This window comes from Rhodoglobus galactosidasius (assembly GCF_054957775.1).
In genome coordinates, this window is sequence record NZ_JBQIAV010000001.1 from 164,494 (window position 1) to 184,596 (window position 20,103).

Consider the following 20,103-nt stretch of genomic DNA (forward strand, 5'->3'; position numbering starts at 1 on the left):
TGAGACCTATTCGACGGTGACAGACTTCGCGAGGTTGCGAGGCTGGTCGACGTCGAGTCCCTTCGCTGCCGAAAGTTCCATACCGAAAATGTGCAGCGGGATGACCGCAAGAAGCGGCTCGAAGAACGAACCAGCCAACGGAATCGGGATAACCTCATCCGCAAACGGCAGCACAGCGGCGTCACCCTTCTCAGCGATCGCAATAACGCGAGCGCCACGGGCACGAATCTCCTGAATATTGGAGACAACCTTCTTGTGCAACGAATTGGGGTCGCGCGGGCTCGGAACAACAACGAAAACAACCTGGCCGGGCTCGATGAGCGCGATGGGGCCGTGCTTCAACTCGCCAGCGGCGAAGCCCTCAGCGTGGATGTAAGCGAGCTCCTTGAGCTTGAGTGCGCCCTCAAGAGCGATGGGATAACCGACGTGGCGGCCGAGGAAGAGCACCGACTGGGTATCTGTCATCCAGTGCGCCAGCTGCTTGATCGACTGCGAGGTCACAAGAACCTCAGAGATCTTGTCAGGAACGGCCTGCAACTCGGCAACGTTCTCGCGAATCGCCTCATCGCTGAGCGTGCCACGCACGCCTGCAATGTGAAGACCAATCAAGTAGAGTGCCGTCACCTGAGCAACAAAAGCCTTCGTGGATGCCACAGCAACCTCGGGCCCCGCGTGTGTGTAGACAACAGCGTCTGACTCGCGGGGAATCGTTGCGCCGTGCGTGTTGCACACCGAAACAACCTTCGCACCGGACTCGCTAGCGAACTTGACGGCCATGAGTGTGTCCATGGTCTCGCCGGACTGGCTGATCGAGATCACGAGCGTGCGCTCAGTGAGAATCGGGTTGCGGTAGCGGAACTCGTGCGCCAACTCAACGTCAACAGGAACGCGAGCCCACGCCTCGATGGCGTACTTGCCGAGCATTCCCGCGTACGCCGCAGTTCCACACGCGATAACAACGATGCGGTCGACGTTCGCAATAACGTCATCGCCGAGCGGCTCGAACTCTGAGAGCTTGACGAGGCCATCCTGAACGCGGCCCAAAATAGTGTTAGCTACGGCATCCGGCTCTTCGCTGATTTCCTTAGCCATGAAGCTTGACCAACCGCCCTTGTCAGACGCAGATGCGTCCCAGGCGATGTCAAACTCCTCGACTTCAACGGCATTGCCATCGAAGTCGGTGACAACTACAGAGTCAGGACGGATCGTAACGATCTGATCCTGGCCAATAGCAACAGCACGACGCGTAAATTCAACGAATGCGGCGACGTCTGAACCCAGGAAGTTTTCGCCATCGCCCAAGCCGATCACCAGAGGTGAGTTACGGCGAGCGCCGACAACAACGCCCGGCTGGTCTTCGTGCACAGCAAGAAGAGTGAATGCCCCTTCGAGGCGAGCAACAACGCCACGCAGCGCCTGAGTGAGGTCGCCAGTTTTTTCGTACTCGCGACCGACCAGGAGCGCTGCCACCTCGGTGTCAGTCTCACTGGCGAACGTTTCGCCCTCAGCGAGCAGCTCATTCTTCAACTCAGAGAAGTTCTCAATGATGCCGTTGTGAATGAGAGCAAGCTTGGAGTCGCGGCTCAAGTGCGGGTGCGCGTTCACATCGGTTGGGCCACCGTGCGTCGCCCAACGGGTGTGACCGATGCCCGTGGCACCGTTACCGAGAGGTGCTTCGGCAAGGTCATCCAGAAGCATCTGAAGCTTGCCGGCACGCTTGCGCGTTCCCAGCTTTCCGGCTTCGTCAATAATGGCGACACCAGCGGAGTCGTAACCCCGGTATTCGAGACGCTTAAGACCGCCGAGGAGAACCTCAAGGCTTTTGTTGTTACCGACGTAACCCACAATTCCACACATAGAACCGAGTTTAGTTCCCTAAGCTGGGTAACTGTGCGCCGATAGGATGAACCCGATGCATGAAAACGGCTCCGCACACGGTCAAATCTCTCCCTTTCTTGAAATCGATCGGAGCGATTGGAGCGAACTCGCGCCAAAAATGGAGGTTCCGCTCACTCAAACGGAACTCATTGAGTTGCGCGGGCTCGGCGACGAACTCGACATCACCGAGGTCTCAGAGGTCTACCTTCCGCTGAGCCGACTACTCAATCTCTATGCTGAGAACGCTCAGAGGCTTCATGCCGCGACCACCCAGTTCTTGGGAGCATCCACCACACGAACGCCGTTCGTGATCGGTGTTGCCGGATCTGTCGCCGTCGGAAAGTCCACAATCGCCCGACTGCTTCGCGAACTTCTTTCCCGCTGGGAAGGCACCCCGCGCGTCGAACTCGTCACCACCGACGGGTTCTTGCACCCCAACGCCGAACTAGAGCGCCGTGGCATCCTCGAACGAAAAGGCTTTCCCGAAAGTTACGACCGTCGCGCATTGCTGCGCTTCGTCAGCAAAATCAAGTCTGGCGCTCCAGAAGTACGCGCCCCGTTCTACTCACACTTGGCGTACGACATCATTCCCGATGCCGGTATAACCGTGCGCAAACCCGACGTACTCATCGTCGAAGGACTCAACGTCTTACAGCCGCCGACCCCTGGCAAAAAGCTCGCGGTCAGCGATCTCTTCGACTTCACCATCTATGTGGATGCCCGCACAAGCGACATCGCGCACTGGTACGAGGAGCGCTTCCTTCGCCTCCAACGCGGGGCGTTCAGCAATCCGCGCTCATACTTTCACCGCTTCGCTGACCTCAGCGAGAGTGCAGCCCGGGCACGCGCCCAACAGGTGTGGAAGCTCACCAATGAGCCGAACCTCATCCAGAACGTGTTGCCGACACGGCCTCGAGCATCACTGATTTTGCGCAAAGACGCCAATCACGCGGTGTCGAAAGTATTGCTGCGCAAAACCTAGAGCACGTGAGGCCACGGCGCGGCCTCGACGAGTACGCGATTGTCTCGCGCAGCTCAGAATCGACTAGTTGCCGAGTTGGGCACGCACGACTACAGCCAGACGTTCTGCCATCTGCTGTGCAACTTCTTGGTGCTCTGCTTCAACCATCACGCGAACCATCGGCTCAGTGCCTGATGCGCGAAGCAAGACTCGACCGGTGTCACCCAGTTCTGCCTCGACAGCAGCAACCGCATCGGCGATCACGGTGTCGGAGCCGAGCGAGTGGTGGTCAACACCACGCACGTTTTCGAGCACTTGCGGATACACCGTCATCACCGAAGCCAACTCGGCAAGAGTCTTGCCCGTTCGCTCCATCTCGGCAACAAGATGCAACCCCGTGAGGATGCCGTCACCGGTGGTCGCAAACTTGGTCATGATCACGTGACCAGACTGTTCGCCACCAAGCGAAAGCCCGTGTTCGCCGAGTGCTTCAAGCACGTAGCGGTCGCCGACCTTAGTTTCAAGCATCTCGATGTTGTGCTCGGCCATTGCTCGGCGAAGTCCGAGGTTACTCATGATGGTCGCAACCAGCGTGCGGTTGTGAAGCACTCCACGCTCGGCCATCGATACGGCCAGAATCGCCATGATCTGATCGCCATCAACGACCTTGCCGTCTTTGTCGACCGCGAGACAACGATCGGCATCACCGTCGTGAGCAATACCGATGTCGGCGCCGTGCGAGAGCACAGCGGCAGCGAGATTGTCGAGATGGGTTGATCCAACGCCGTCGTTGATGTTGATGCCATCGGGGTCAGCACCGATCACGGTGACTTTGGCGCCGGCATCCGTAAATACCTGTGGCGAAACTCCGGATGCGGCGCCGTGAGCGCAGTCAAGCACCACATGGATGCCGCCAAGTTGGTTCGGCAACGTCGACAAGAGGTGCACGACGTAGCGGTCTTCAGCGTCGGCGAACCGATGGATGCGGCCCACCTCAACGCCCGTAGGAGCGAGGCTAGGGGCCGCGAGTGCTGCCTCGATGCGGTCTTCGACCTCATCGGGAAGTTTGGTGCCGCCCTGACCGAAAAACTTGATTCCGTTGTCGGGGGCGGGGTTGTGCGACGCGGAGATCATGACTCCGAGGTCAGCTTTGAAATCGGCGACCAAGAAGGCCGCTGCGGGAGTAGGGATCACTCCAGCGTCGAAAACATCGACACCAGAGCTCGCGAGCCCCGCGGATACCGCGGCTGAGATGAACTCACCGGATACCCGCGGGTCGCGTGCGACTACGGCAATGGGTCGACGGCCTGAAGCGCGCCGACCATCAGCCACTCGACCCTGGCCCAGTACGACTGCTGCCGACTGAGCCAGGCCGAGTGCAAGCTCGACAGTAAGATCACTGTTCGCGAGTCCGCGAACGCCATCTGTACCAAAAAGACGTGCCATACGTTGCCGCTAGCGCGTGAAGCGGGTTAGCGCTTCGAGAACTGCGGAGCCTTACGCGCCTTCTTGAGTCCAGCCTTCTTACGCTCCTTGACGCGAGCGTCACGGGAAAGGAAGCCATGCTTCTTGAGGATCGCGCGGTTGTTCTCTTCGTCGATCAAGTTGAGCGAGCGAGAGATGCCCAAACGCAGCGCGCCAGCCTGACCCGAAGGGCCACCGCCGGTGATGCGCGCGACTACGTCGTAGCCACCGAGCAGGTCAAGAACCTTGAACGGGTCGTTGATGAGCTGCTGGTGAAGCTTGTTGGGGAAGTACTCGGCGAGCTCACGGCCGTTGACCGTGATGGTGCCCGTACCGGGAACGAGGCGAACGCGGGCGATTGCCTGCTTGCGTCGTCCAACGGCTGCGCCGGGAACGGTGAGTACGGGGCGAGGCGCTTCGGGCGTCTCGGTTGCTACCGATTCAGTCGTGTACGACTCGGGAGCACCCTCGGTGATTGAATCTTCGATCTTGGCCACAGTAATAAGTCCTTAAGTCTTGGCTACGTAAAGCGCGGGCGCTACTGAGCGACCTGGGTGAGGGTGTACGGAGTTGGCTGCTGAGCAGCGTGAGGGTGCTCAGTGCCTGCGTATACCTTCAGCTTGGAGAGTTGAGCGCGACCGAGTGAGTTCTTGGGGAGCATTCCACGGACTGCCTTTTCAACGGCGCGCGTGGGGTGCTTCTCCAGCATCTCGGAGTACGTGGTGGCCGTGAGCCCGCCCGGGTAACCGGAGTGGCGGTAGGCCTTCTTCTGCGCGAGCTTGGAGCCGGTGAGGGCGACCTTCTCAGCGTTGATGATGATGACGAAGTCACCCATGTCCATGTGAGGAGCAAAGGTGGCCTTGTGCTTTCCACGGAGCAGAATTGCTGCGTGGCTGGCGAGACGGCCGAGAACGATGTCGGCTGCGTCGATGATGACCCATTCCCGCTTGACGTCGTCGGGCTTGGGCGAATATGTGCGCGTCACAATAGTGCTGCTTTCATTGATCGAGTGAGGTGTTCGTGAATCCCGCTCCGATGGTTGTTTCTGAAGAAACAATTCCGGTTGGAGGGCTCATGATCGGATGCCGCACCCTATAGTGCAGACACCAAGGATCAACAATAGCCGAACTTCGGCCACGCAGCAAACGTTCCGCGCTCGCTAGTCCATCGGAGCGCGATGGGAGCGCGTGAGTTCTGCCCGTGCCGCGAGCCCATCATCTGCCGGGTAGCCCACCTCGACGAGTGTGAGGCCCTTGGCCGGCATGACTTTGTACTCACTCCCCTTCGAGCGCTCATCCCGAATTTCGCCAGGGCGGGAGATCTCCAGCTTGCCCTGGCCCACGAATACGCCAGCGCCCACGAGCGACCGCACCATGCTGTGACAGAAAGCATCCGCACGAACTTCCGCAACGATGATGCCCTCTTCATTGCGTCTCCAGCTAAAACGTTCGAGCCATCTCACCGTCGATGCACCCTCACGCGGCTTGCAGTATGCGGCCCAGTCGTGGAGTCCGAGAAGCTCTTTTGCCGCTACGTTCATCGCATCAATATCGAGCGTTGCGGGATACCAGACCGTGTGTTTTCGATACCGAGGATCGCGAGGAGACTCGTTGTCGGCAATCCGGTACTCATACCGGCGCCAGAGCGGCGAAAAGCGGGCATCAAAACCGTCAGCTGCAATCTCGGACTTCGACACGTGGATGTCGGCCTCGAGCCCCACGAGGCCATTGATCCGTCGAGCCAGAGACGCAGGACCGTCATACCGCTTGCCACGAAGGTTCCCCCGGCGGGGGCGGTCGAGGCTGTGCAACTGGGCCTCAGTGAGATCTAAGTGGGCCACCTGGCCGCTAGCGTGTACACCGGCATCCGTTCGGCCGGCAACAACGAGTGTTGGGATGACGCCGAAGCGACGGAAGATCACGCTAAGCGCGTCTTCAATCGTGCCCTGAACGGTGCGGAGCACCGGCTGCTTTCCCCACCCGAAGAACTCGGTGCCGTCATAGGAAATATCGAGTCGCAGACGGGTCATATGAGGATCAGGGGTCTCGCCACCATCGGGCTCAACACCCGGCTGATTCGCCGGGTTGGCGGGTGCCGTCTGATCCATAATTCAATCCTATTTCACCAAGAAAACCCCGGCCCGCACGAAGCGGAACCGGGGTGATCTCACACGAAGAAAATTACTTCTCTTCTGCAGTCTCAGCAGCAGCGTCCTCAGCAGGAGCCTCAGCGGCTACGTCTTCGGTTGCAACTTCGCTCGCAGCAGTTTCCTCTGCGGCGGGAGCTTCCTGGGCTGCGGGCTCTTCTGCAGCAGCCTTCGGCTCTGCCTTAGCGGCAGCCTTCGGCGACTTCTTCTTAGGGGTAACGGGCTCAAGAACGAGCTCCATCTGAACCATCGACGCGTTGTCACCCTTGCGGAAGCCAAGCTTCGTGATGCGGGTGTAGCCGCCATCACGGTTCTCGACCTGCGGTGCAATAACCGTGAACAACTCGTGGATGACCGTCTTGTCGCCGATGATCCCGAGTGCGCGGCGACGGTTGTGCAAGTCACCCTTCTTGGCAAACGTGATCAGGCGCTCAGCGACGGGACGAAGGCGCTTGGCCCGCATTTCCGTCGTCTTGATGCTCTTGTGAGTAAACAGGGCTGCGGCCAAGTTGGCGAGCATGTGGCGCTCGTGCGCCGGTCCACCGCCGAGACGCGGGCCCTTAGTAGGTGTAGGCATTTTCTAGTTCTCCAGTGTCAAAGGTTCGAGCCAGTGGCTCAAGCGTTGGTCTCGTCGTCGGCGTATCCGCCATAGAAGTGCGCGCTGTCGAATCCAGGAACGCTGTCTTTCAACGAAAGCCCCATTTCGACGAGCTTGTCGCGTACTTCATCAACCGACTTCTGACCGAAGTTGCGGATGTTCATGAGCTGGGTCTCCGACAGAGCCACCAGTTCACTGACGGTGTTGATGCCTTCGCGCTTGAGGCAGTTGTAGCTGCGCACCGAAAGATCAAGGTCTTCGATCGGCATGCTGAGTTCGGTCGAGAGCACGGCGTCAACCGGTGCAGGACCAATCTCAATACCCTCAGCTGCCGTGTTGAGCTCGCGAGCGAGTCCGAACAGTTCGGTCAGCGTGCGACCGGCTGAGGCGATGGCATCACGAGGCGTGATTGCAGACTTGGTTTCAACATCCACAACCAGGCGGTCAAAGTCGGTACGCTCACCGGCACGAGTTGCCTCGACACGGTAGGTGACCTTGAGCACGGGCGAGTAAATCGAGTCAACCGGAATTTGGCCGGCTTCACTGAATTCGCTACGGTTCTGGGTTGCGGTGACGTAACCGCGGCCACGCTCGATCGTCAGCTCAAGTTCAAACTTGGCCTTGTCGTTGAGCGTTGCGATGACGAGCTCAGGGTTGTGAATCTCTACACCGGCAGGTGCGGAGATGTCAGCGGCGGTGACCTCACCAGCACCCTGCTTGCGCAGGTAAGCAGTGATTGGCTCGTCGTGCTCGCTCGAAACAACGAGGTTCTTGATGTTGAGGATGACCTCGGTGACATCTTCTTTTACACCGGCGACGGTGCTGAACTCGTGGAGAACGCCGTCGATACGGATGCTGGTAACAGCTGCTCCGGGGATCGACGAAAGAAGGGTACGACGGATTGAGTTTCCGAGGGTGTAACCGAAACCGGGCTCAAGCGGCTCGATGACGAACCGTGAACGGAATTCGGAGATGTTCTCCTCAGCAAGGGTGGGACGCTGTGCAATGAGCACTGGTGATTCCTTTCGGCGAAGTGTCCGCTATATGACACTTGTGGGTGACGGGTGGCTGGCCCGACGTTGTATTGAGTTGTGCGCTGGAACTGTGAGCGAGGGCCGCAATCGGCCCTCGCTACGACGCCAGCACTAACAAGTTGCTGTTAGTACGGCGTAAAACTAAACGCGGCGACGCTTCGGCGGACGGCAACCGTTGTGCGTCTGCGGTGTTACGTCGTTGATCGATCCCACTTCGAGGCCAGCGGCCTGCAGTGAACGAATCGCAGTTTCGCGACCCGAACCCGGTCCCTTGACGAAAACGTCTACCTTCTTGACACCGTGCTCCTGAGCCTGACGTGCAGCCGACTCAGCAGACATCTGTGCGGCGTAAGGGGTCGACTTGCGCGAACCCTTGAAGCCGACAACGCCCGACGACGACCAGGCAAGTACTGCGCCGGTGGGGTCGGTGATGGTGACGATGGTGTTGTTGAACGTTGACTTTATGTGGGCTTGGCCCACTGCAACATTCTTCTTTTCTTTACGACGCGGCTTACGAGCGGCCGATTTTGGTGCTGCCATTGTTTTCTCCTAAAACTTTGATGGCGACGACGCTGGGAGTGAACCCAGGGTCTATCGGGCCTTCTTCTTGCCGGCTACGGTGCGCTTCGGGCCCTTGCGGGTACGAGCGTTGGTCTTCGTGCGCTGTCCGTGAACGGGCAGTCCCTTGCGGTGACGGATACCCTGGTAGCTGCCGATTTCAACCTTGCGGCGAATGTCTGCTGCAACCTCACGGCGGAGGTCACCTTCTACTTGGAAGTTTCCTTCGATGTAGTCACGAAGTACGATGAGCTGGTCATCGGTGAGATCGTGAACGCGAATTTCTCCGCTGATTTGTGTGTCGGCGAGGGTTTTGAGTGCCCTCGTGCGGCCAACACCGTAAATGTAAGTCAGTGCAACCTCTACACGCTTGTCGCGTGGGATGTCGACGCCGGCTAGACGTGCCATAGTGGCTTCTCCTGTTAGTGAGTGGAGGTCTGTAACAACACCTGTGCACCGGCCTCCAACCGGTGGTGTCCCCACCCCTCGCTTGCGCAAGGTGTGGATCTGGTGTTGCTAGTTCTGTGTATTCAGTTATGTGTGCTGTGGTGTGTGGCGATTGCTCGCCCCACCCCATGCAGCTGTGCGATCTGCTCGCGAAACCTTAGCCCTGGCGTTGCTTGTGGCGCGGGTTCGACTTGCAGATAACCATGACGCGTCCGTTGCGGCGAATAACGCGGCAGTGGTCGCACATGGGCTTAACGCTGGGATTAACCTTCATTGTTTTTCCTTGTGAATCGCTGTCTTCGTTCCACTAGTCCCGCAAAGGAAGAGTGGACGTTACTTTCCAGCGCGTTCTACTTGTAGCGGTAGGTGATCCGGCCGCGAGTCAGGTCATACGGGCTCAGCTCCACAACCACACGATCTTCCGGAAGGATTCGAATGTAGTTCTGTCGCATTTTGCCGGAGATATGAGCGAGCACTACGTGGCCGTTACTCAACTCAACACGAAACATCGCGTTGGGCAGAGCTTCAACTACTGCTCCTTCAATCTCAATGACACCGTCTTTTTTGGCCATAGCCTCTTCGTCGCTATAAGTGGAGTTCGCTGGTCTGCGTGGATTGTGGTGAGTGGCTTTCGAGAAAACCAAGGCACGAAAAAATCGGCCAGAAACACCAAGGATCAAGCCTACGCTAATCCCGGGCGTTTCGCCAAGCTGGGGCTAAGATTGCGCCTTCACTGTTTCGACAGCATCTGCATACAGGGCGTCGCCAACCCGCAGGCCCATTACCTGGGTCACGAAATCTTCGGCTGATAGCGAGGATCGCAGTTCGAGCATCCGTACGCTCTCGGGGTCTTCGGCCACATCGAACTGAAGCGCAGCGCCCACCGCGCGCAACAGCGCACTGGGCCGCGCGCCCGATGACGCCAGCTCTACCGCTGGGCTAATGAAGCGTTCGTTGCGCGATAGCTTGCGCAACGGGCTGCGGCCCACGCGCTCAGGAGTGTCCGGCAGGTGGGGGTTACTGAAGCGACGGATGCACGTGCTGACGTACGACGCGTGATCAACGGCATCGAAGCCGTGCTTAGAAATAAGCATCGCGCTGGTCTCTGCGAGAACAGCATCAACTTCGGCCGCGACCTCCGTGATTGCCATCGCGTCAGACAGAGTCTTCGCCCCCTGAAGGTGGCCGTGGTATGCGAGTGTCGCGTGACCGGTGTTCACCGTGAAGAGCTTGCGCTCAATGTAGGGCTCGAGGTCGGCGACGAAGTACACATCCGCAATCTCGGGAACGTTATCACCGAACGGACCACTCTCGATGGCCCACTCAAAGAAGTCTTCAACCGTGACGTCGAGACCCGCAGCGGGGTCTTGCGCAGGCACGATGCGGTCGACAGCCGTGTTGGCAAAGATTGCCTTCGCCGCCAAGGTCTCGGCGTCAACCGCTACGGCGATCTCGGCTCGCAAATTGTTTGTCGCATAGAGCGCGTTCTCGCACGCCAACACCTGCAGCGGCGGCAGGTCATCAGCGCGCCCCTTGATGGCCTTCGCAATCAACGGCGCCACAAACTTGAGGATGTTGGGGCCGACAGCGGTCGTGACCATGTCGGCGGTGGCGATCTCTTCGATCACGCCAGCTTCATTGCTTGCGCTATTGAGCGCGCGGAAATTGTCAACGGTCCACGTGTGAGGCTCAGCCCCAACTTCGTGCACCTGGTAGCTGTCAGCGGCGGCGAGGCTATCGATGAGTTCTGCCGCGACATCCGCGAACACAATCTCGTACCCAGCCTTGTGCAGGATCAGTCCGACAAAGCCCCGGCCAATATTGCCAGCGCCGAAATGTACGGCTTTCATGCGTTGTTCAATTCGGCAAGCAAGGAGAGAAGTTCTTCTTCGCTCGACGCGTCGATCAGCTTCTGAACTTCATCGTTGTCGCTGAAGATTGTGGCTACCGCAGCAAGAGTGTCCATGTGACCACCATCTTTGCCTGCGATTCCGACAACGAAGCGAACCTCGTTGCCGTCCCAGTCAATGGGATCCGCGTACCGCACGAACGAGAGCGCAGACGACAAGATCGTGTCCTTGCCCTCGTTCGTGCCGTGCGGAATGGCCAGGAAGTTACCCATGAAGGTTGAAGTCAACTCTTCACGAGCCTTCATGAAGCCAAGGTACTCGGGCTCTACAGCGCCAGCAGCAATGAGGATTTCCGCCGCCTCAGCGATTGCTTCCTCTTTCGTGCGAGCAGTGCCAGCCGCTGTGATCTGGTCTAGCTCGAGTACCTTGCTCATGATGTCTCCTGTTACTTGCTAACCATGTCTACGACTTCATCGTATTTCGGACTGTTCATGAAGTTATCAACTGCAACATGGATTGCGCCGGGAACCTTGTGCTTAGCGCGCTCGGTCAGCTGGTCCTGAGTGATGATGAGGTCTTCCGTACCATCTAGGTTGGCAATCGCCTTGTTCGTGACGTTGATGCCTTCGACGCCAGCTTTCGCGAGCTTATTGCGCAGAACCGTAGCTCCCATTGCGCTCGAACCCATACCTGCGTCGCAAGCGAACACAACGTTTTGGATTTTCGTTGCGGTCGTTGCACCAGCGGCGGCACCCGTGTTGAGCAGATCGCCAACCGAGCTATCGCGGCCCTTGTTCGCCGCGTTCTTAGCAACAGCAGCCGCGAGAGCGTCCTCACCGTTGGCCATTGCTTCGAGGTCACGCTTGCGACCAGCGCGGATGATGACAGCAGCAACCGCGAACGACACTGCAGCCGAGAAGACGACCGACAGCAGTACGCCGACGATGCTTCCTGGCGGAGTCTGTGCGATTACCGCAATGATCGATCCAGGTGATGCCGGGGCGCGCAGACCAGACTGGAAGATGACGTTCGTGAGAACACCGGTAGCTCCACCAGCGATAGCGGCAACAACCAGAAGCGGCTTAGCCAATACGTAGGGGAAGTAGATCTCGTGAATACCACCGACGAAGTGGATCAGGATCGCGCCGGGAGCGCTTGCGCGCAGCAGGCCAACACCGAATACCAAGAAGGCGAGCAGGATGCCGAGGCCAGGGCCAGGGTTTGCTTCGATAAGGAAGAGGATCGACTGTCCCTTTTCCAGCGACTCCGCAGTTCCCAGCGGCGTGAAGACACCGTGGTTGATCGCGTTGTTGAGGAAGAGGATCTTACCGGGCTCAACGAACAGGCTTGCCAGCGGCAGCAGTCCGTTTTCTACGAGGAACGCGATGACCGCTTCGAGACCATTGCTGATCGCGGTAACGATCGGCGCGATCAAGAAGAACGATGCGATCGCAAGCAACATACCCACGATTCCACCGGAGAAGTTGTCGACGAGCATCTCGAAGCCGGCACGAATCTTGCCAGCCCAGAGGCGATCAATCTTCTTCATTACCCATGCAGCACCGGGTCCAACGATCATGGCACCCAAGAACATGGGGATACCCGCACCGATGATGACACCCATCGTCGCGATCGTTCCGATAACCCCACCGCGGAGTCCGTAGACCATGCGGCCACCGGTGTTCGCGATCAAGAGTGGGAGCAGGTAGATGATCATCGGGCCAACAAGACCCGTGTTAGTTACTTCAGGATCTGCACTCCAGCCACCGAGTTGCTGAACCCAAATCGGGTCGATGCCGAGCAACGGCAGCCATCCGGTTTGAATGAACAGTGCGGTAATGAAACCCCACGCGATGAATGCCGCGATGTTGGGCATCACCATTCCGCTGACGAAGGTGCCGAATTTCTGCACACCTACTCGCGCTCCGCCACTCTTGGCGGTTGTAGACGACGTTGTCATGGTTTTACTCCGATATCTGTGATGTTGGGATACTGCTAGGGAAGGGACCGAACACGACTAGTTTTCGTCGTGATCGGTACTGAGAATTTCGGTGAGCTCAGCGATAACTGCGTCGGCGCCTTCGCCCTCCGCTGAGATCGTGACTTCGTCACCGTGGTTCACCCCGAGCGAAATGACGCTCAGGATGCTGGCAGCGTTGACCGACTTGTCGCCTTTAGAAATAGTGACGTCGAGCCCGGATGCTGCGGCCGCTTGCGTGAATAGCGAAGCCGGACGAGCGTGGAGCCCGTGCGATGACGCCACTTGAAGTGTGTGCTCAGCCATGATTGCCGCTTTCTATTGTTACGTGAGGGAGAGAAGCAAGAAGGTCGAGCGCAATGTCAGCGCCGGCCGCAGTGAAACTCACTTTGGGAAGCTGCACAGCAGTTGCCCCGATCAATTCGGCCGCGTTTTTCGCCTGCTCAAAGAAGTCAGCCACATGTGCGCTCACCAACACGACATCCACTGATGTCAGCGGAATACTCAATGCCGCAACGCTTGCCGGGATGAAAGTGTGCTGGACACCGCGGACGGCCGCTTGAGCGCGAAGAGCGTGCGCCAAAAAGGTGCTTGAAGCACCTGCACCGCACACAACCAGCACCGATGACATGCTGTCGCCTCCTCGCGAACATCACTCGAACTTTTTCTAATCTCTATCGTGGCGTGAGCGTGCCTGCCACTTCCAATAGAGAATATTCCGCACCCGCGGAAACAATCGTGCGAGAGAATGGTTACCTTATGCTCAATAACCATGCGCGATTAATCGAACACCTCGCCCAAGCCGAGGGGTGGGCGACTGCTTCCGAACTCGCCGACAAGCTCGGTGTCACAACTCGCAGCGTGCGCAGCTACGTCACCGCGGTAAAGTCATCCGCGCTCCCCCTCGAAGTCATCGAATCGTCGACAACCGGCTACCGGCTTCACCGAGAGAACTACGCAGAGTTTCTCAAGACCGCATCGAATCGAGACACCGAGCGCCCGCGCGACCGCCAGTACCATCTCGTTCGTCGACTCGGGGATGCCCCGGAAGGTATCGATATCCATGCCCTCGCAGAGAGTTTCTTCGTCAGTGAGTCAACGATCGAAGCAGACCTGCGCAGGATCAAAACTTCGGTTACCGAAGAGGGGCTCACCCTCACCAGACGCGGTGCACTGGTAATTCTGTCGGGCACCGAACCAAACCTGCGGCGCCTCTTGAGCAAGATGTTCCGCCACGAAGACACCCAGGGGTTCCTGGAGCTAGCGAGCGTCCAACGCGAATTTGAGACATCAGACCTGCGCGCCTTCAAGACCTCGCTGCTCGAGCTGCTCGATTCACACGGCTACTTTGTGAATGAATACGGCATCAATCATGTCTTGTTGCACGTCGCGATCGCCGCAGACCGAACCTCGCCGACCAGTCCAATGCTCTCCGACTCCGCGCCGGAGTTTTCCAACGAGCTCGCCGCACTTATCTCGGCGCACTTTTCTGTGAACCTCGCACGTGATGAGCTCACCGAGATCGAAATTCTTCTCACTACTCGAGTTATCACTCGGGCCATCAATACCGATACGGCCCCCGACGTGGATCTCGAGGAACTGATCACTCGGGTACGGCGCACAGTGCACCATGTGGGCGAGGAGTACCTCGTTGATCTTGACGACGACGACTTCATCATGCGGTTGTCCTTGCACGTTCGCAATCTGATTGCGCGCGCGCAAGATCTTTCCTATTCGCGCAATCCGATGACACGGTCTATCAAGACGACCTATCCAATGATCTACGAATTGGCCGTCTTTATCGCCGCTGAGGTACAACGCAGCGAGGGAATCACCATCCACGATGACGAGATCTCGTACATTGCTCTCCACGTGGGCTCTCACCTAGAGCGTCAAGCCAAACGAGAAGTCCGGCTTACCGCCGCGCTCGTCTGCCCTAATTACCACGACCTGCACGTCATCCTCCGTGAGCGCATCGAAGCCGTATTGGGCGAAGAGCTACAACTCCGCATCGTGATCACACGCACCGATGTAGATCTCACGGAGCTCTCGACCGACCTGGTGCTCACGACTATCGATCTGCGCTCGTTCGCCGACAACGTAGTGCTCATTCAGCCGTTCCTCACCGAAACAGACGTCGACAGCATCCGGAACACTATCGGCCGGGTGCGCAGGCAACGCCGCCGCCGTGCGCTCACCGATGAACTACTGCGGTTCTTCGACCCGGCACTGTTCCTTCGAAACTTCACCGCGCCGGGCGAAGAAGCAATGATCGCCGCCCTCGGACAACGCATGATCGAAGCCGGCGTTATCGACCACAGCTACATCACCGGTGCAATCGAACGAGAACGGATGTCGTCGACCGCGTTCACGGACACCCTGGCAGTACCGCACGCGATGACGATGAACGCCCACCGCACGGCGATAAGCATCGTTATCAACGAAACACCAATGCAGTGGGGCGAGAATCGCGTGAACGTGATCGCGCTCATTGCATTTAGCGCGGCAGGACGAACAACGTTCCAAACTGTATTTGACCAGTTCGTGACAGTATTCTCCGATCGCGACTACGTACAACAGCTCGTACGAAAAGCGGTCGACTTCCCGACCTTTATCGACGAACTAGTGCGCGGGATCGAAAATTAGCGAGAGGGCGCGTCAGTCGCAACGATGCCGCGCTCAACAAGAGCCTCGGTAATCCGTGCGGTGACAGCGTCAACCTCGCCAAGCGCATCGATAGTGACAAGCACGTCGCGAGTGGCGTAAACGTTGATGAGCGGCGCAGTCTGCTCGCTGTAGACCTCGAGACGGTGACGGACAACCGCTTCGGTGTCATCACTGCGGCCCTGCTCGAGTGCACGCTTGCGCAGTCGAGCAACAACAACCTCGGGGTCTGCCTCAAGCTCAACAACAGCATCGAGGGCAGCACCGTGGCTCGCCAAAAACGCGTCGAGCTCACGGACCTGGTCGGTCGTGCGCGGGTAACCGTCGAGCAAGAAACCATCGTGCGCGTCGGCATCCTCAAGACGGTCGCGGATGAGCTCATTCGTCAGCGAATCAGGAACGTTGTCGCCGGCATCCATGAATGCCTTCGCCTTGGTGCCCAGCTCGGTGCCATTTTTGACGTTGCTGCGAAAGATGTCACCGGTCGAGATCGCAGGGATAGCGTAGATCTCTGCGAGGCGCGCTGCTTGAGTGCCCTTGCCTGCACCAGGTGGGCCAATCAGTAAGAGTCGTGTCAACGCAACAAACCTTCGTAGTGGCGCTGCTGCAACTGCGAATCGATCTGCTTGACGGTCTCAAGACCGACACCAACGATAATCAGAATGCTTGCTCCGCCGAATGGGAAATTCTGGTTGGCCCCGATAGCTACGAACGCGATCAACGGAATCATTGCCACAAGGCCCAGGTAAAGCGAGCCAGGCAAGGTGACGCGAGTCAGGACGTAGTCGAGATACTCCGCGGTCGGTCGACCAGCGCGAATACCAGGGATGAAGCCGCCGTACTTCTTCATGTTGTCGGCAACTTCTTCGGGGTTGAAGGTGATCGCGACGTAGAAGTACGTGAACCCAACGATCAGCAGGAAGTATCCGATCATGTAGATCGGGCTATCGCCGGAAACCAGGTTGTTCTGAATCCAGACGACCCACGCTGCCGAGGTCTCACCAGCTTGTGGCTGATTGAAGTTTGCGAGCAAAGCGGGCAGGTACAACAATGACGAGGCAAAGATCACGGGGATCACGCCGGCCATGTTGACCTTGATCGGAATGTACGTGTTGTTGCCACCGTACGTGCGTCGGCCGACCATCCGCTTGGCGTACTGAACAGGAATGCGTCGCTGTGACTGTTCAACGAATACGACGGCGCCCATGATCAGGATACCCATGAGTAATACGAGAACAAAGGTCTCGGGGCCACTGCTGACGTAGATGCCCCAGAGTGCGCTCGGGAAGGTTGCGGCGATCGAGGTGAAGATCAGCAATGACATTCCGTTGCCAATTCCGCGCTCAGTGACCAATTCGCCCATCCACATGATGAGGCCGGTTCCCGCGGTCATCGTGATGACCATGAGAAGGATCGCGTACCACGCATCGTTGGTGATGAGCTGGCTACATTCAGCAACTCCAGCGGACTGGAACAGTGCGCCGCTTCGGGCAACCGTGATCAGCGTTGTCGACTGAAGGATCGCCAAAGCGATCGTGAGGTAACGCGTGTACTGAGTCAGCGTCGACTGGCCAGACTGGCCCTCTTTGTGAAGAGTTTCGAAGTGCGGGATTACCACACGAAGTAGTTGCACGATGATCGACGCCGTGATGTACGGCATGATTCCGAGGGCAAATACGGAAAGTTGAAGGAGCGCCCCACCACTAAAGAGGTTGATGAGGTCATACAGCCCGCCACTTGACGAGTTAGCGGCAAGACACAGCTGAACGTTGCCAAAGTCGACGAACGGCGCCGGGATGAAGGAGCCAAGTCTAAACAGCGCAATGATGCCTAGTGTGAACCCGATCTTCCTGCGAAGGTCAGGCGTGCGGATAATCCGCGCGATAGCTGTGAACACAAGGCCTCCGATTTATCTATGTACTGCGGGCGAATGGGGAACCCCTTATGCGGGATTCCCCACCCATCCTGTCTGCTTGACCACAGGTGTGACCAGCGCGACACTAACGTCTCGCGCAGTGATAGTTACTGAACCGAACCGCCGGCCGCAACGATCTTCTGCTCAGCGGAGCCGGAGACCTTATCAACTGCAACATTCAGCTTAACCGCAATATCGCCCTGACCAAGAACCTTGACCTTTTCGTTCTTGCGAACGGCGCCCTTCGACACGAGATCAGCGATGGTTACATCGCCACCCTTAGGGTAAAGTTCCGCGAGCTTTTCGAGGTTTACAACCTGGTACTCAACGCGGAACGGATTCTTAAATCCGCGCAGCTTCGGTGCACGCATGACGAAGTTGATGTTTCCAGCTTCGAAGCCGAGACGCATGTTGTAACGCGCCTTTGTTCCCTTGGTTCCACGACCCGCGGTCTTACCCTTGGATCCTTCACCACGACCGACGCGCATTCTGTCTTTCTTTGCGCCGGCGGCGGGACGGAGGTGATGCATCTTCAGAACCTGCGGGCGACTTGCAACATCGTCGCTCGACGCCTTCTTGGCGGTCGAGGACTTTGCGGCAGGAGCCTTGGTAGCAGGCTTGTCAGCCGCAGCCTTAGCCGTTGTCGCCTTAGCGGGAGCATCCTTCTTCGCAGCGGGTGCCTTCGTAGGAGCATCCTTCTTCGCAGCGGGTGCCTTCGTAGGAGCATCCTTCTTCGCAGCAGCAGCCTTAGGGGCTGCTGCCTTCTTTGGAGTTTCTTTCTCGTCAGCCATTAGTCAATCTCCTCGACTTTGACAAGGTGAGCGACCGTGTTGACGTAACCACGGTTCTGCGAGTTGTCCTCGCGCACAACAACGGAGCCGATGCGCTTGAGCCCAAGGCTGCGCAGCGTGTCGCGTTGGTTCTGCTTCTCACTAATTTTGGACTTGATTTGGGTTACCTTCAGGCGACCAGCCATCAGACACCTGCCTTAGCTTCAGCCTCGGCGCGCAGCAAGCGTGCCGGGATAACGTGTTCTGCATCGAGCCCACGACGAGCGGCAACCGAGCGAGGCTCTTCGAGCTGCTTGAGTGCTGCGACTGTTGCGTGAACGATGTTGATCGTGTTCGAAGAACCGAGCGACTTGCTGAGAACGTCGTGAATTCCGGCGCACTCGAGTACGGCGCGGACGGGACCACCAGCGATAACACCGGTACCAGCGGATGCGGGACGCAGCAGAACAACGCCCGCAGCAGCCTCACCCTGGACCGAGTGAGGAATCGATGCGTCAACGCGAGGAACGCGGAAGAAGTTCTTCTTCGCTTCTTCAACGCCCTTCGAGATCGCGAGGGGAACCTCACGAGCCTTGCCGTAACCGACACCAACCATGCCGTTACCGTCACCGACGACGACGAGAGCGGTGAAGCTAAAGCGACGACCACCCTTGACGACCTTCGATACACGGTTGATGGTCACGACACGCTCCAAGAACTGGTTCTTGTCGTTGTCGCGGCTGTTGTTTCCGCCACGGCCACCACGGTCAGGGCCACGCTCACGGCCGCCACGACGAGCCTCGCGGGGCTCGCTCGTTACGTCAGTTGCTGGGGCGTCTACGACGACCTCAGGTACGGAGATGGCGCTAGTCGCCTCAGCGGCCACGGGCTGCTCCTTGTTAGTTGTCTTGTTTTCCACGTTATCGCTCACAGGTTCAATCCACCCTCTCGCGCTCCGTCGGCGATAGCTGCGACGCGGCCTGCGTAACGGCTTCCACCACGATCAAATACGACGGCCTCAACACCGGCGTCCTTGGCGCGCTCGGCGACCATTTCGCCGATCTTGCGTGCCTTAGCGGTCTTGTCGCCATCGAACGTACGCATGCTCGACTCCATGGTCGAAGCTGAGGCTACGGTGACACCCTTGGAGTCATCGACAACCTGAACGAATACGTGACGCGCTGAACGCGTAACCACGAGACGGGGGCGCACCTCGGTGCCCACGACCTTCTTGCGGAGACGTGCGTGCCTGCGGCCCTTAGCGGCCGACTTGCTCTTACCTCTGGTTCCGAGAGCCATGTCTACTTACCACTCTTTCCGGCCTTGCGACGAACAACTTCGCCGGCGTAGCGCACACCCTTGCCCTTATAAGGCTCTGGCTTGCGCAATTTACGAATGTTGGCTGCTACTTCGCCAACCGCCTGCTTGTCGATGCCGCTGACAACTAGTTTGTTGTTGCCCTCGACCGCGAAGCTAATGCCTGCGGGCGGGTCAACGGTGATCGAGTGTGAGTACCCGAGAGCAAACTCAACTGAGCTGCCCTTTGCCGTAACACGGTAACCAGTACCAACGACCTCAAGGCCCTTGGTGTAACCGTCGGTGACACCAACGATCTGGTTAGAGATCAGCGTACGAGTGAGGCCGTGGAGCGAACGCGATTCACGCTCGTCGTTGGGGCGCGTTACGAGAACCTGGCCCTCTTCGAGCGCTACGGCGATTGGAGCCTTGACGGTGAGCGCAAGCTCGCCCTTCGGGCCCTTCACTGCGACGTTTTGTCCATCGATGGTGATCGTGACACCAGCGGGGACATCAATAGGAAGTCTTCCGATTCGTGACATTG

Annotated in this window: 25 protein-coding genes; 2 read left to right on the plus strand and 23 right to left on the minus strand. The window is 58.3% G+C overall.

The features are described 5' to 3' along the window. Positions 1 to 6: 6 nt before the first annotated feature. Positions 7 to 1,857, minus strand: coding sequence for a glutamine--fructose-6-phosphate transaminase (isomerizing) (gene glmS, locus ACTJJW_RS00850; RefSeq protein WP_462642098.1), 1,851 nt, complete (start codon positions 1,855 to 1,857; stop codon positions 7 to 9). A gap of 55 nt (positions 1,858 to 1,912) precedes the next feature. Between glmS and coaA the strand changes: the two genes are divergently transcribed. Further along, a complete protein-coding gene (gene coaA / locus ACTJJW_RS00855) occupies positions 1,913 to 2,860 on the plus strand; it encodes a type I pantothenate kinase (protein WP_462642099.1) in 948 nt (315 codons plus the stop codon). A gap of 63 nt (positions 2,861 to 2,923) precedes the next feature. On the opposite strand, the gene glmM is transcribed toward coaA, so the two are convergent. The 15 genes from glmM to ACTJJW_RS00930 form a co-directional block, all read right to left on the minus strand. Beyond that, on the minus strand, positions 2,924 to 4,285 hold the full coding sequence (glmM, locus tag ACTJJW_RS00860; protein ID WP_462642100.1) for a phosphoglucosamine mutase: 1,362 nt from the start codon (positions 4,283 to 4,285) through the stop codon (positions 2,924 to 2,926). A 26-nt stretch (positions 4,286 to 4,311) separates the two neighbouring features. Then, on the minus strand, positions 4,312 to 4,800 hold the full coding sequence (gene rpsI, locus ACTJJW_RS00865; protein ID WP_462642101.1) for a 30S ribosomal protein S9: 489 nt from the start codon (positions 4,798 to 4,800) through the stop codon (positions 4,312 to 4,314). Between the two features lie 41 nt (positions 4,801 to 4,841). Next, on the minus strand, positions 4,842 to 5,288 hold the full coding sequence (gene rplM / locus ACTJJW_RS00870; protein ID WP_462642102.1) for a 50S ribosomal protein L13: 447 nt from the start codon (positions 5,286 to 5,288) through the stop codon (positions 4,842 to 4,844). Positions 5,289 to 5,462: 174 nt separating this feature from the next. After that, positions 5,463 to 6,410 carry a tRNA pseudouridine synthase A gene (locus ACTJJW_RS00875; RefSeq protein WP_462642103.1) on the minus strand — a complete coding sequence of 316 codons (948 nt, stop codon included), beginning with the start codon at positions 6,408 to 6,410 and terminating at the stop codon, positions 5,463 to 5,465. Positions 6,411 to 6,483: 73 nt separating this feature from the next. Beyond that, a complete protein-coding gene (gene rplQ / locus ACTJJW_RS00880; RefSeq protein ID WP_462642104.1) occupies positions 6,484 to 7,026 on the minus strand; it encodes a 50S ribosomal protein L17 in 543 nt (180 codons plus the stop codon). Between the two features lie 38 nt (positions 7,027 to 7,064). Continuing rightward, on the minus strand, positions 7,065 to 8,060 hold the full coding sequence (locus ACTJJW_RS00885; RefSeq protein ID WP_219950252.1) for a DNA-directed RNA polymerase subunit alpha: 996 nt from the start codon (positions 8,058 to 8,060) through the stop codon (positions 7,065 to 7,067). A gap of 162 nt (positions 8,061 to 8,222) precedes the next feature. Further along, positions 8,223 to 8,621 carry a 30S ribosomal protein S11 gene (gene rpsK / locus ACTJJW_RS00890; RefSeq protein WP_009773100.1) on the minus strand — a complete coding sequence of 133 codons (399 nt, stop codon included), beginning with the start codon at positions 8,619 to 8,621 and terminating at the stop codon, positions 8,223 to 8,225. 51 nt (positions 8,622 to 8,672) lie between these two features. Continuing rightward, entirely contained in the window at positions 8,673 to 9,047 is a 375-nt protein-coding gene (gene rpsM, locus ACTJJW_RS00895; RefSeq protein ID WP_141990764.1) for a 30S ribosomal protein S13, read from the minus strand. A gap of 196 nt (positions 9,048 to 9,243) precedes the next feature. Then, positions 9,244 to 9,360 (minus strand): 50S ribosomal protein L36, encoded by a 117-nt coding sequence (rpmJ, locus tag ACTJJW_RS00900; RefSeq protein WP_009773102.1) that lies wholly within the window; start codon positions 9,358 to 9,360, stop codon positions 9,244 to 9,246. A 76-nt stretch (positions 9,361 to 9,436) separates the two neighbouring features. Further along, positions 9,437 to 9,658, minus strand: coding sequence for a translation initiation factor IF-1 (infA, locus tag ACTJJW_RS00905; protein WP_009773103.1), 222 nt, complete (start codon positions 9,656 to 9,658; stop codon positions 9,437 to 9,439). Between the two features lie 144 nt (positions 9,659 to 9,802). Next, entirely contained in the window at positions 9,803 to 10,936 is a 1,134-nt protein-coding gene (locus ACTJJW_RS00910; protein WP_462642105.1) for a mannitol-1-phosphate 5-dehydrogenase, read from the minus strand. Continuing rightward, positions 10,933 to 11,370: a PTS sugar transporter subunit IIA gene (locus tag ACTJJW_RS00915; protein ID WP_462642106.1), complete on the minus strand. Its 438-nt coding sequence runs from the start codon at positions 11,368 to 11,370 to the stop codon at positions 10,933 to 10,935. The genes ACTJJW_RS00910 and ACTJJW_RS00915 overlap by 4 nt, the downstream gene beginning before the upstream one ends. 11 nt (positions 11,371 to 11,381) lie before the next feature. Beyond that, entirely contained in the window at positions 11,382 to 12,896 is a 1,515-nt protein-coding gene (locus ACTJJW_RS00920) for a PTS mannitol transporter subunit IICB (protein ID WP_462642107.1), read from the minus strand. Positions 12,897 to 12,953: 57 nt separating this feature from the next. Next, a complete protein-coding gene (locus ACTJJW_RS00925) occupies positions 12,954 to 13,220 on the minus strand; it encodes an HPr family phosphocarrier protein (protein ID WP_462642108.1) in 267 nt (88 codons plus the stop codon). Continuing rightward, complete coding sequence (locus ACTJJW_RS00930; protein WP_462642109.1) at positions 13,213 to 13,545, minus strand: PTS sugar transporter subunit IIB; 333 nt, start codon at positions 13,543 to 13,545, stop codon at positions 13,213 to 13,215. The genes ACTJJW_RS00925 and ACTJJW_RS00930 overlap by 8 nt, the downstream gene beginning before the upstream one ends. 128 nt (positions 13,546 to 13,673) lie before the next feature. Between ACTJJW_RS00930 and ACTJJW_RS00935 the strand changes: the two genes are divergently transcribed. Further along, positions 13,674 to 15,560 (plus strand): BglG family transcription antiterminator, encoded by a 1,887-nt coding sequence (locus ACTJJW_RS00935; RefSeq protein WP_462642110.1) that lies wholly within the window; start codon positions 13,674 to 13,676, stop codon positions 15,558 to 15,560. Here ACTJJW_RS00935 and ACTJJW_RS00940 read toward each other — a convergent pair. The 7 genes from ACTJJW_RS00940 to rplF form a co-directional block, all read right to left on the minus strand. Further along, positions 15,557 to 16,156 carry an adenylate kinase gene (locus ACTJJW_RS00940; protein ID WP_462642111.1) on the minus strand — a complete coding sequence of 200 codons (600 nt, stop codon included), beginning with the start codon at positions 16,154 to 16,156 and terminating at the stop codon, positions 15,557 to 15,559. The genes ACTJJW_RS00935 and ACTJJW_RS00940 overlap by 4 nt on opposite strands. Then, positions 16,153 to 17,475 (minus strand): preprotein translocase subunit SecY, encoded by a 1,323-nt coding sequence (secY, locus tag ACTJJW_RS00945; protein ID WP_462642112.1) that lies wholly within the window; start codon positions 17,473 to 17,475, stop codon positions 16,153 to 16,155. The genes ACTJJW_RS00940 and secY overlap by 4 nt, the downstream gene beginning before the upstream one ends. A gap of 125 nt (positions 17,476 to 17,600) precedes the next feature. Then, the gene (rplO, locus tag ACTJJW_RS00950) at positions 17,601 to 18,284 is read right to left on the minus strand and encodes a 50S ribosomal protein L15 (RefSeq protein ID WP_462642113.1); all 684 of its coding nucleotides are present in this window, start codon (positions 18,282 to 18,284) and stop codon (positions 17,601 to 17,603) included. Beyond that, on the minus strand, positions 18,284 to 18,469 hold the full coding sequence (gene rpmD / locus ACTJJW_RS00955) for a 50S ribosomal protein L30 (protein WP_009773114.1): 186 nt from the start codon (positions 18,467 to 18,469) through the stop codon (positions 18,284 to 18,286). The genes rplO and rpmD overlap by 1 nt, the downstream gene beginning before the upstream one ends. Further along, a complete protein-coding gene (rpsE, locus tag ACTJJW_RS00960; protein WP_462642114.1) occupies positions 18,469 to 19,194 on the minus strand; it encodes a 30S ribosomal protein S5 in 726 nt (241 codons plus the stop codon). Before rpsE ends, rpmD begins: the two co-directional genes overlap by 1 nt. After that, positions 19,191 to 19,562: a 50S ribosomal protein L18 gene (gene rplR, locus ACTJJW_RS00965; RefSeq protein ID WP_341952855.1), complete on the minus strand. Its 372-nt coding sequence runs from the start codon at positions 19,560 to 19,562 to the stop codon at positions 19,191 to 19,193. Before rplR ends, rpsE begins: the two co-directional genes overlap by 4 nt. 2 nt (positions 19,563 to 19,564) lie before the next feature. After that, the gene (rplF, locus tag ACTJJW_RS00970) at positions 19,565 to 20,101 is read right to left on the minus strand and encodes a 50S ribosomal protein L6 (RefSeq protein ID WP_009773117.1); all 537 of its coding nucleotides are present in this window, start codon (positions 20,099 to 20,101) and stop codon (positions 19,565 to 19,567) included. Positions 20,102 to 20,103: the final 2 nt, after the last annotated feature.

Bases quoted from the DNA above. Each gene is read 5' to 3' on its own strand.
- rplO (WP_462642113.1), bottom strand. From the start codon at position 18,284: ATGGCTGACGAGAAAGAAACTCCAAAGAAGGCAGCAGCCCCTAAGGCT.
- rplR (WP_341952855.1), bottom strand. From the start codon at position 19,562: ATGGCTCTCGGAACCAGAGGTAAGAGCAAGTCGGCCGCTAAGGGCCGC.
- ACTJJW_RS00875 (WP_462642103.1), bottom strand. From the start codon at position 6,410: ATGGATCAGACGGCACCCGCCAACCCGGCGAATCAGCCGGGTGTTGAG.
- rplQ (WP_462642104.1), bottom strand. From the start codon at position 7,026: ATGCCTACACCTACTAAGGGCCCGCGTCTCGGCGGTGGACCGGCGCAC.
- ACTJJW_RS00925 (WP_462642108.1), bottom strand. From the start codon at position 13,220: ATGGCTGAGCACACACTTCAAGTGGCGTCATCGCACGGGCTCCACGCT.
- ACTJJW_RS00915 (WP_462642106.1), bottom strand. From the start codon at position 11,370: ATGAGCAAGGTACTCGAGCTAGACCAGATCACAGCGGCTGGCACTGCT.
- ACTJJW_RS00935 (WP_462642110.1), top strand. From the start codon at position 13,674: ATGCTCAATAACCATGCGCGATTAATCGAACACCTCGCCCAAGCCGAG.
- infA (WP_009773103.1), bottom strand. From the start codon at position 9,658: ATGGCCAAAAAAGACGGTGTCATTGAGATTGAAGGAGCAGTAGTTGAA.
- rpmJ (WP_009773102.1), bottom strand. From the start codon at position 9,360: ATGAAGGTTAATCCCAGCGTTAAGCCCATGTGCGACCACTGCCGCGTT.
- coaA (WP_462642099.1), top strand. From the start codon at position 1,913: ATGCATGAAAACGGCTCCGCACACGGTCAAATCTCTCCCTTTCTTGAA.
- glmM (WP_462642100.1), bottom strand. From the start codon at position 4,285: ATGGCACGTCTTTTTGGTACAGATGGCGTTCGCGGACTCGCGAACAGT.
- ACTJJW_RS00920 (WP_462642107.1), bottom strand. From the start codon at position 12,896: ATGACAACGTCGTCTACAACCGCCAAGAGTGGCGGAGCGCGAGTAGGT.
- ACTJJW_RS00910 (WP_462642105.1), bottom strand. From the start codon at position 10,936: ATGAAAGCCGTACATTTCGGCGCTGGCAATATTGGCCGGGGCTTTGTC.
- rplF (WP_009773117.1), bottom strand. From the start codon at position 20,101: ATGTCACGAATCGGAAGACTTCCTATTGATGTCCCCGCTGGTGTCACG.
- ACTJJW_RS00930 (WP_462642109.1), bottom strand. From the start codon at position 13,545: ATGTCATCGGTGCTGGTTGTGTGCGGTGCAGGTGCTTCAAGCACCTTT.
- glmS (WP_462642098.1), bottom strand. From the start codon at position 1,857: ATGTGTGGAATTGTGGGTTACGTCGGTAACAACAAAAGCCTTGAGGTT.
- rpsK (WP_009773100.1), bottom strand. From the start codon at position 8,621: ATGGCAGCACCAAAATCGGCCGCTCGTAAGCCGCGTCGTAAAGAAAAG.
- rpmD (WP_009773114.1), bottom strand. From the start codon at position 18,469: ATGGCTGGTCGCCTGAAGGTAACCCAAATCAAGTCCAAAATTAGTGAG.
- rpsM (WP_141990764.1), bottom strand. From the start codon at position 9,047: ATGGCACGTCTAGCCGGCGTCGACATCCCACGCGACAAGCGTGTAGAG.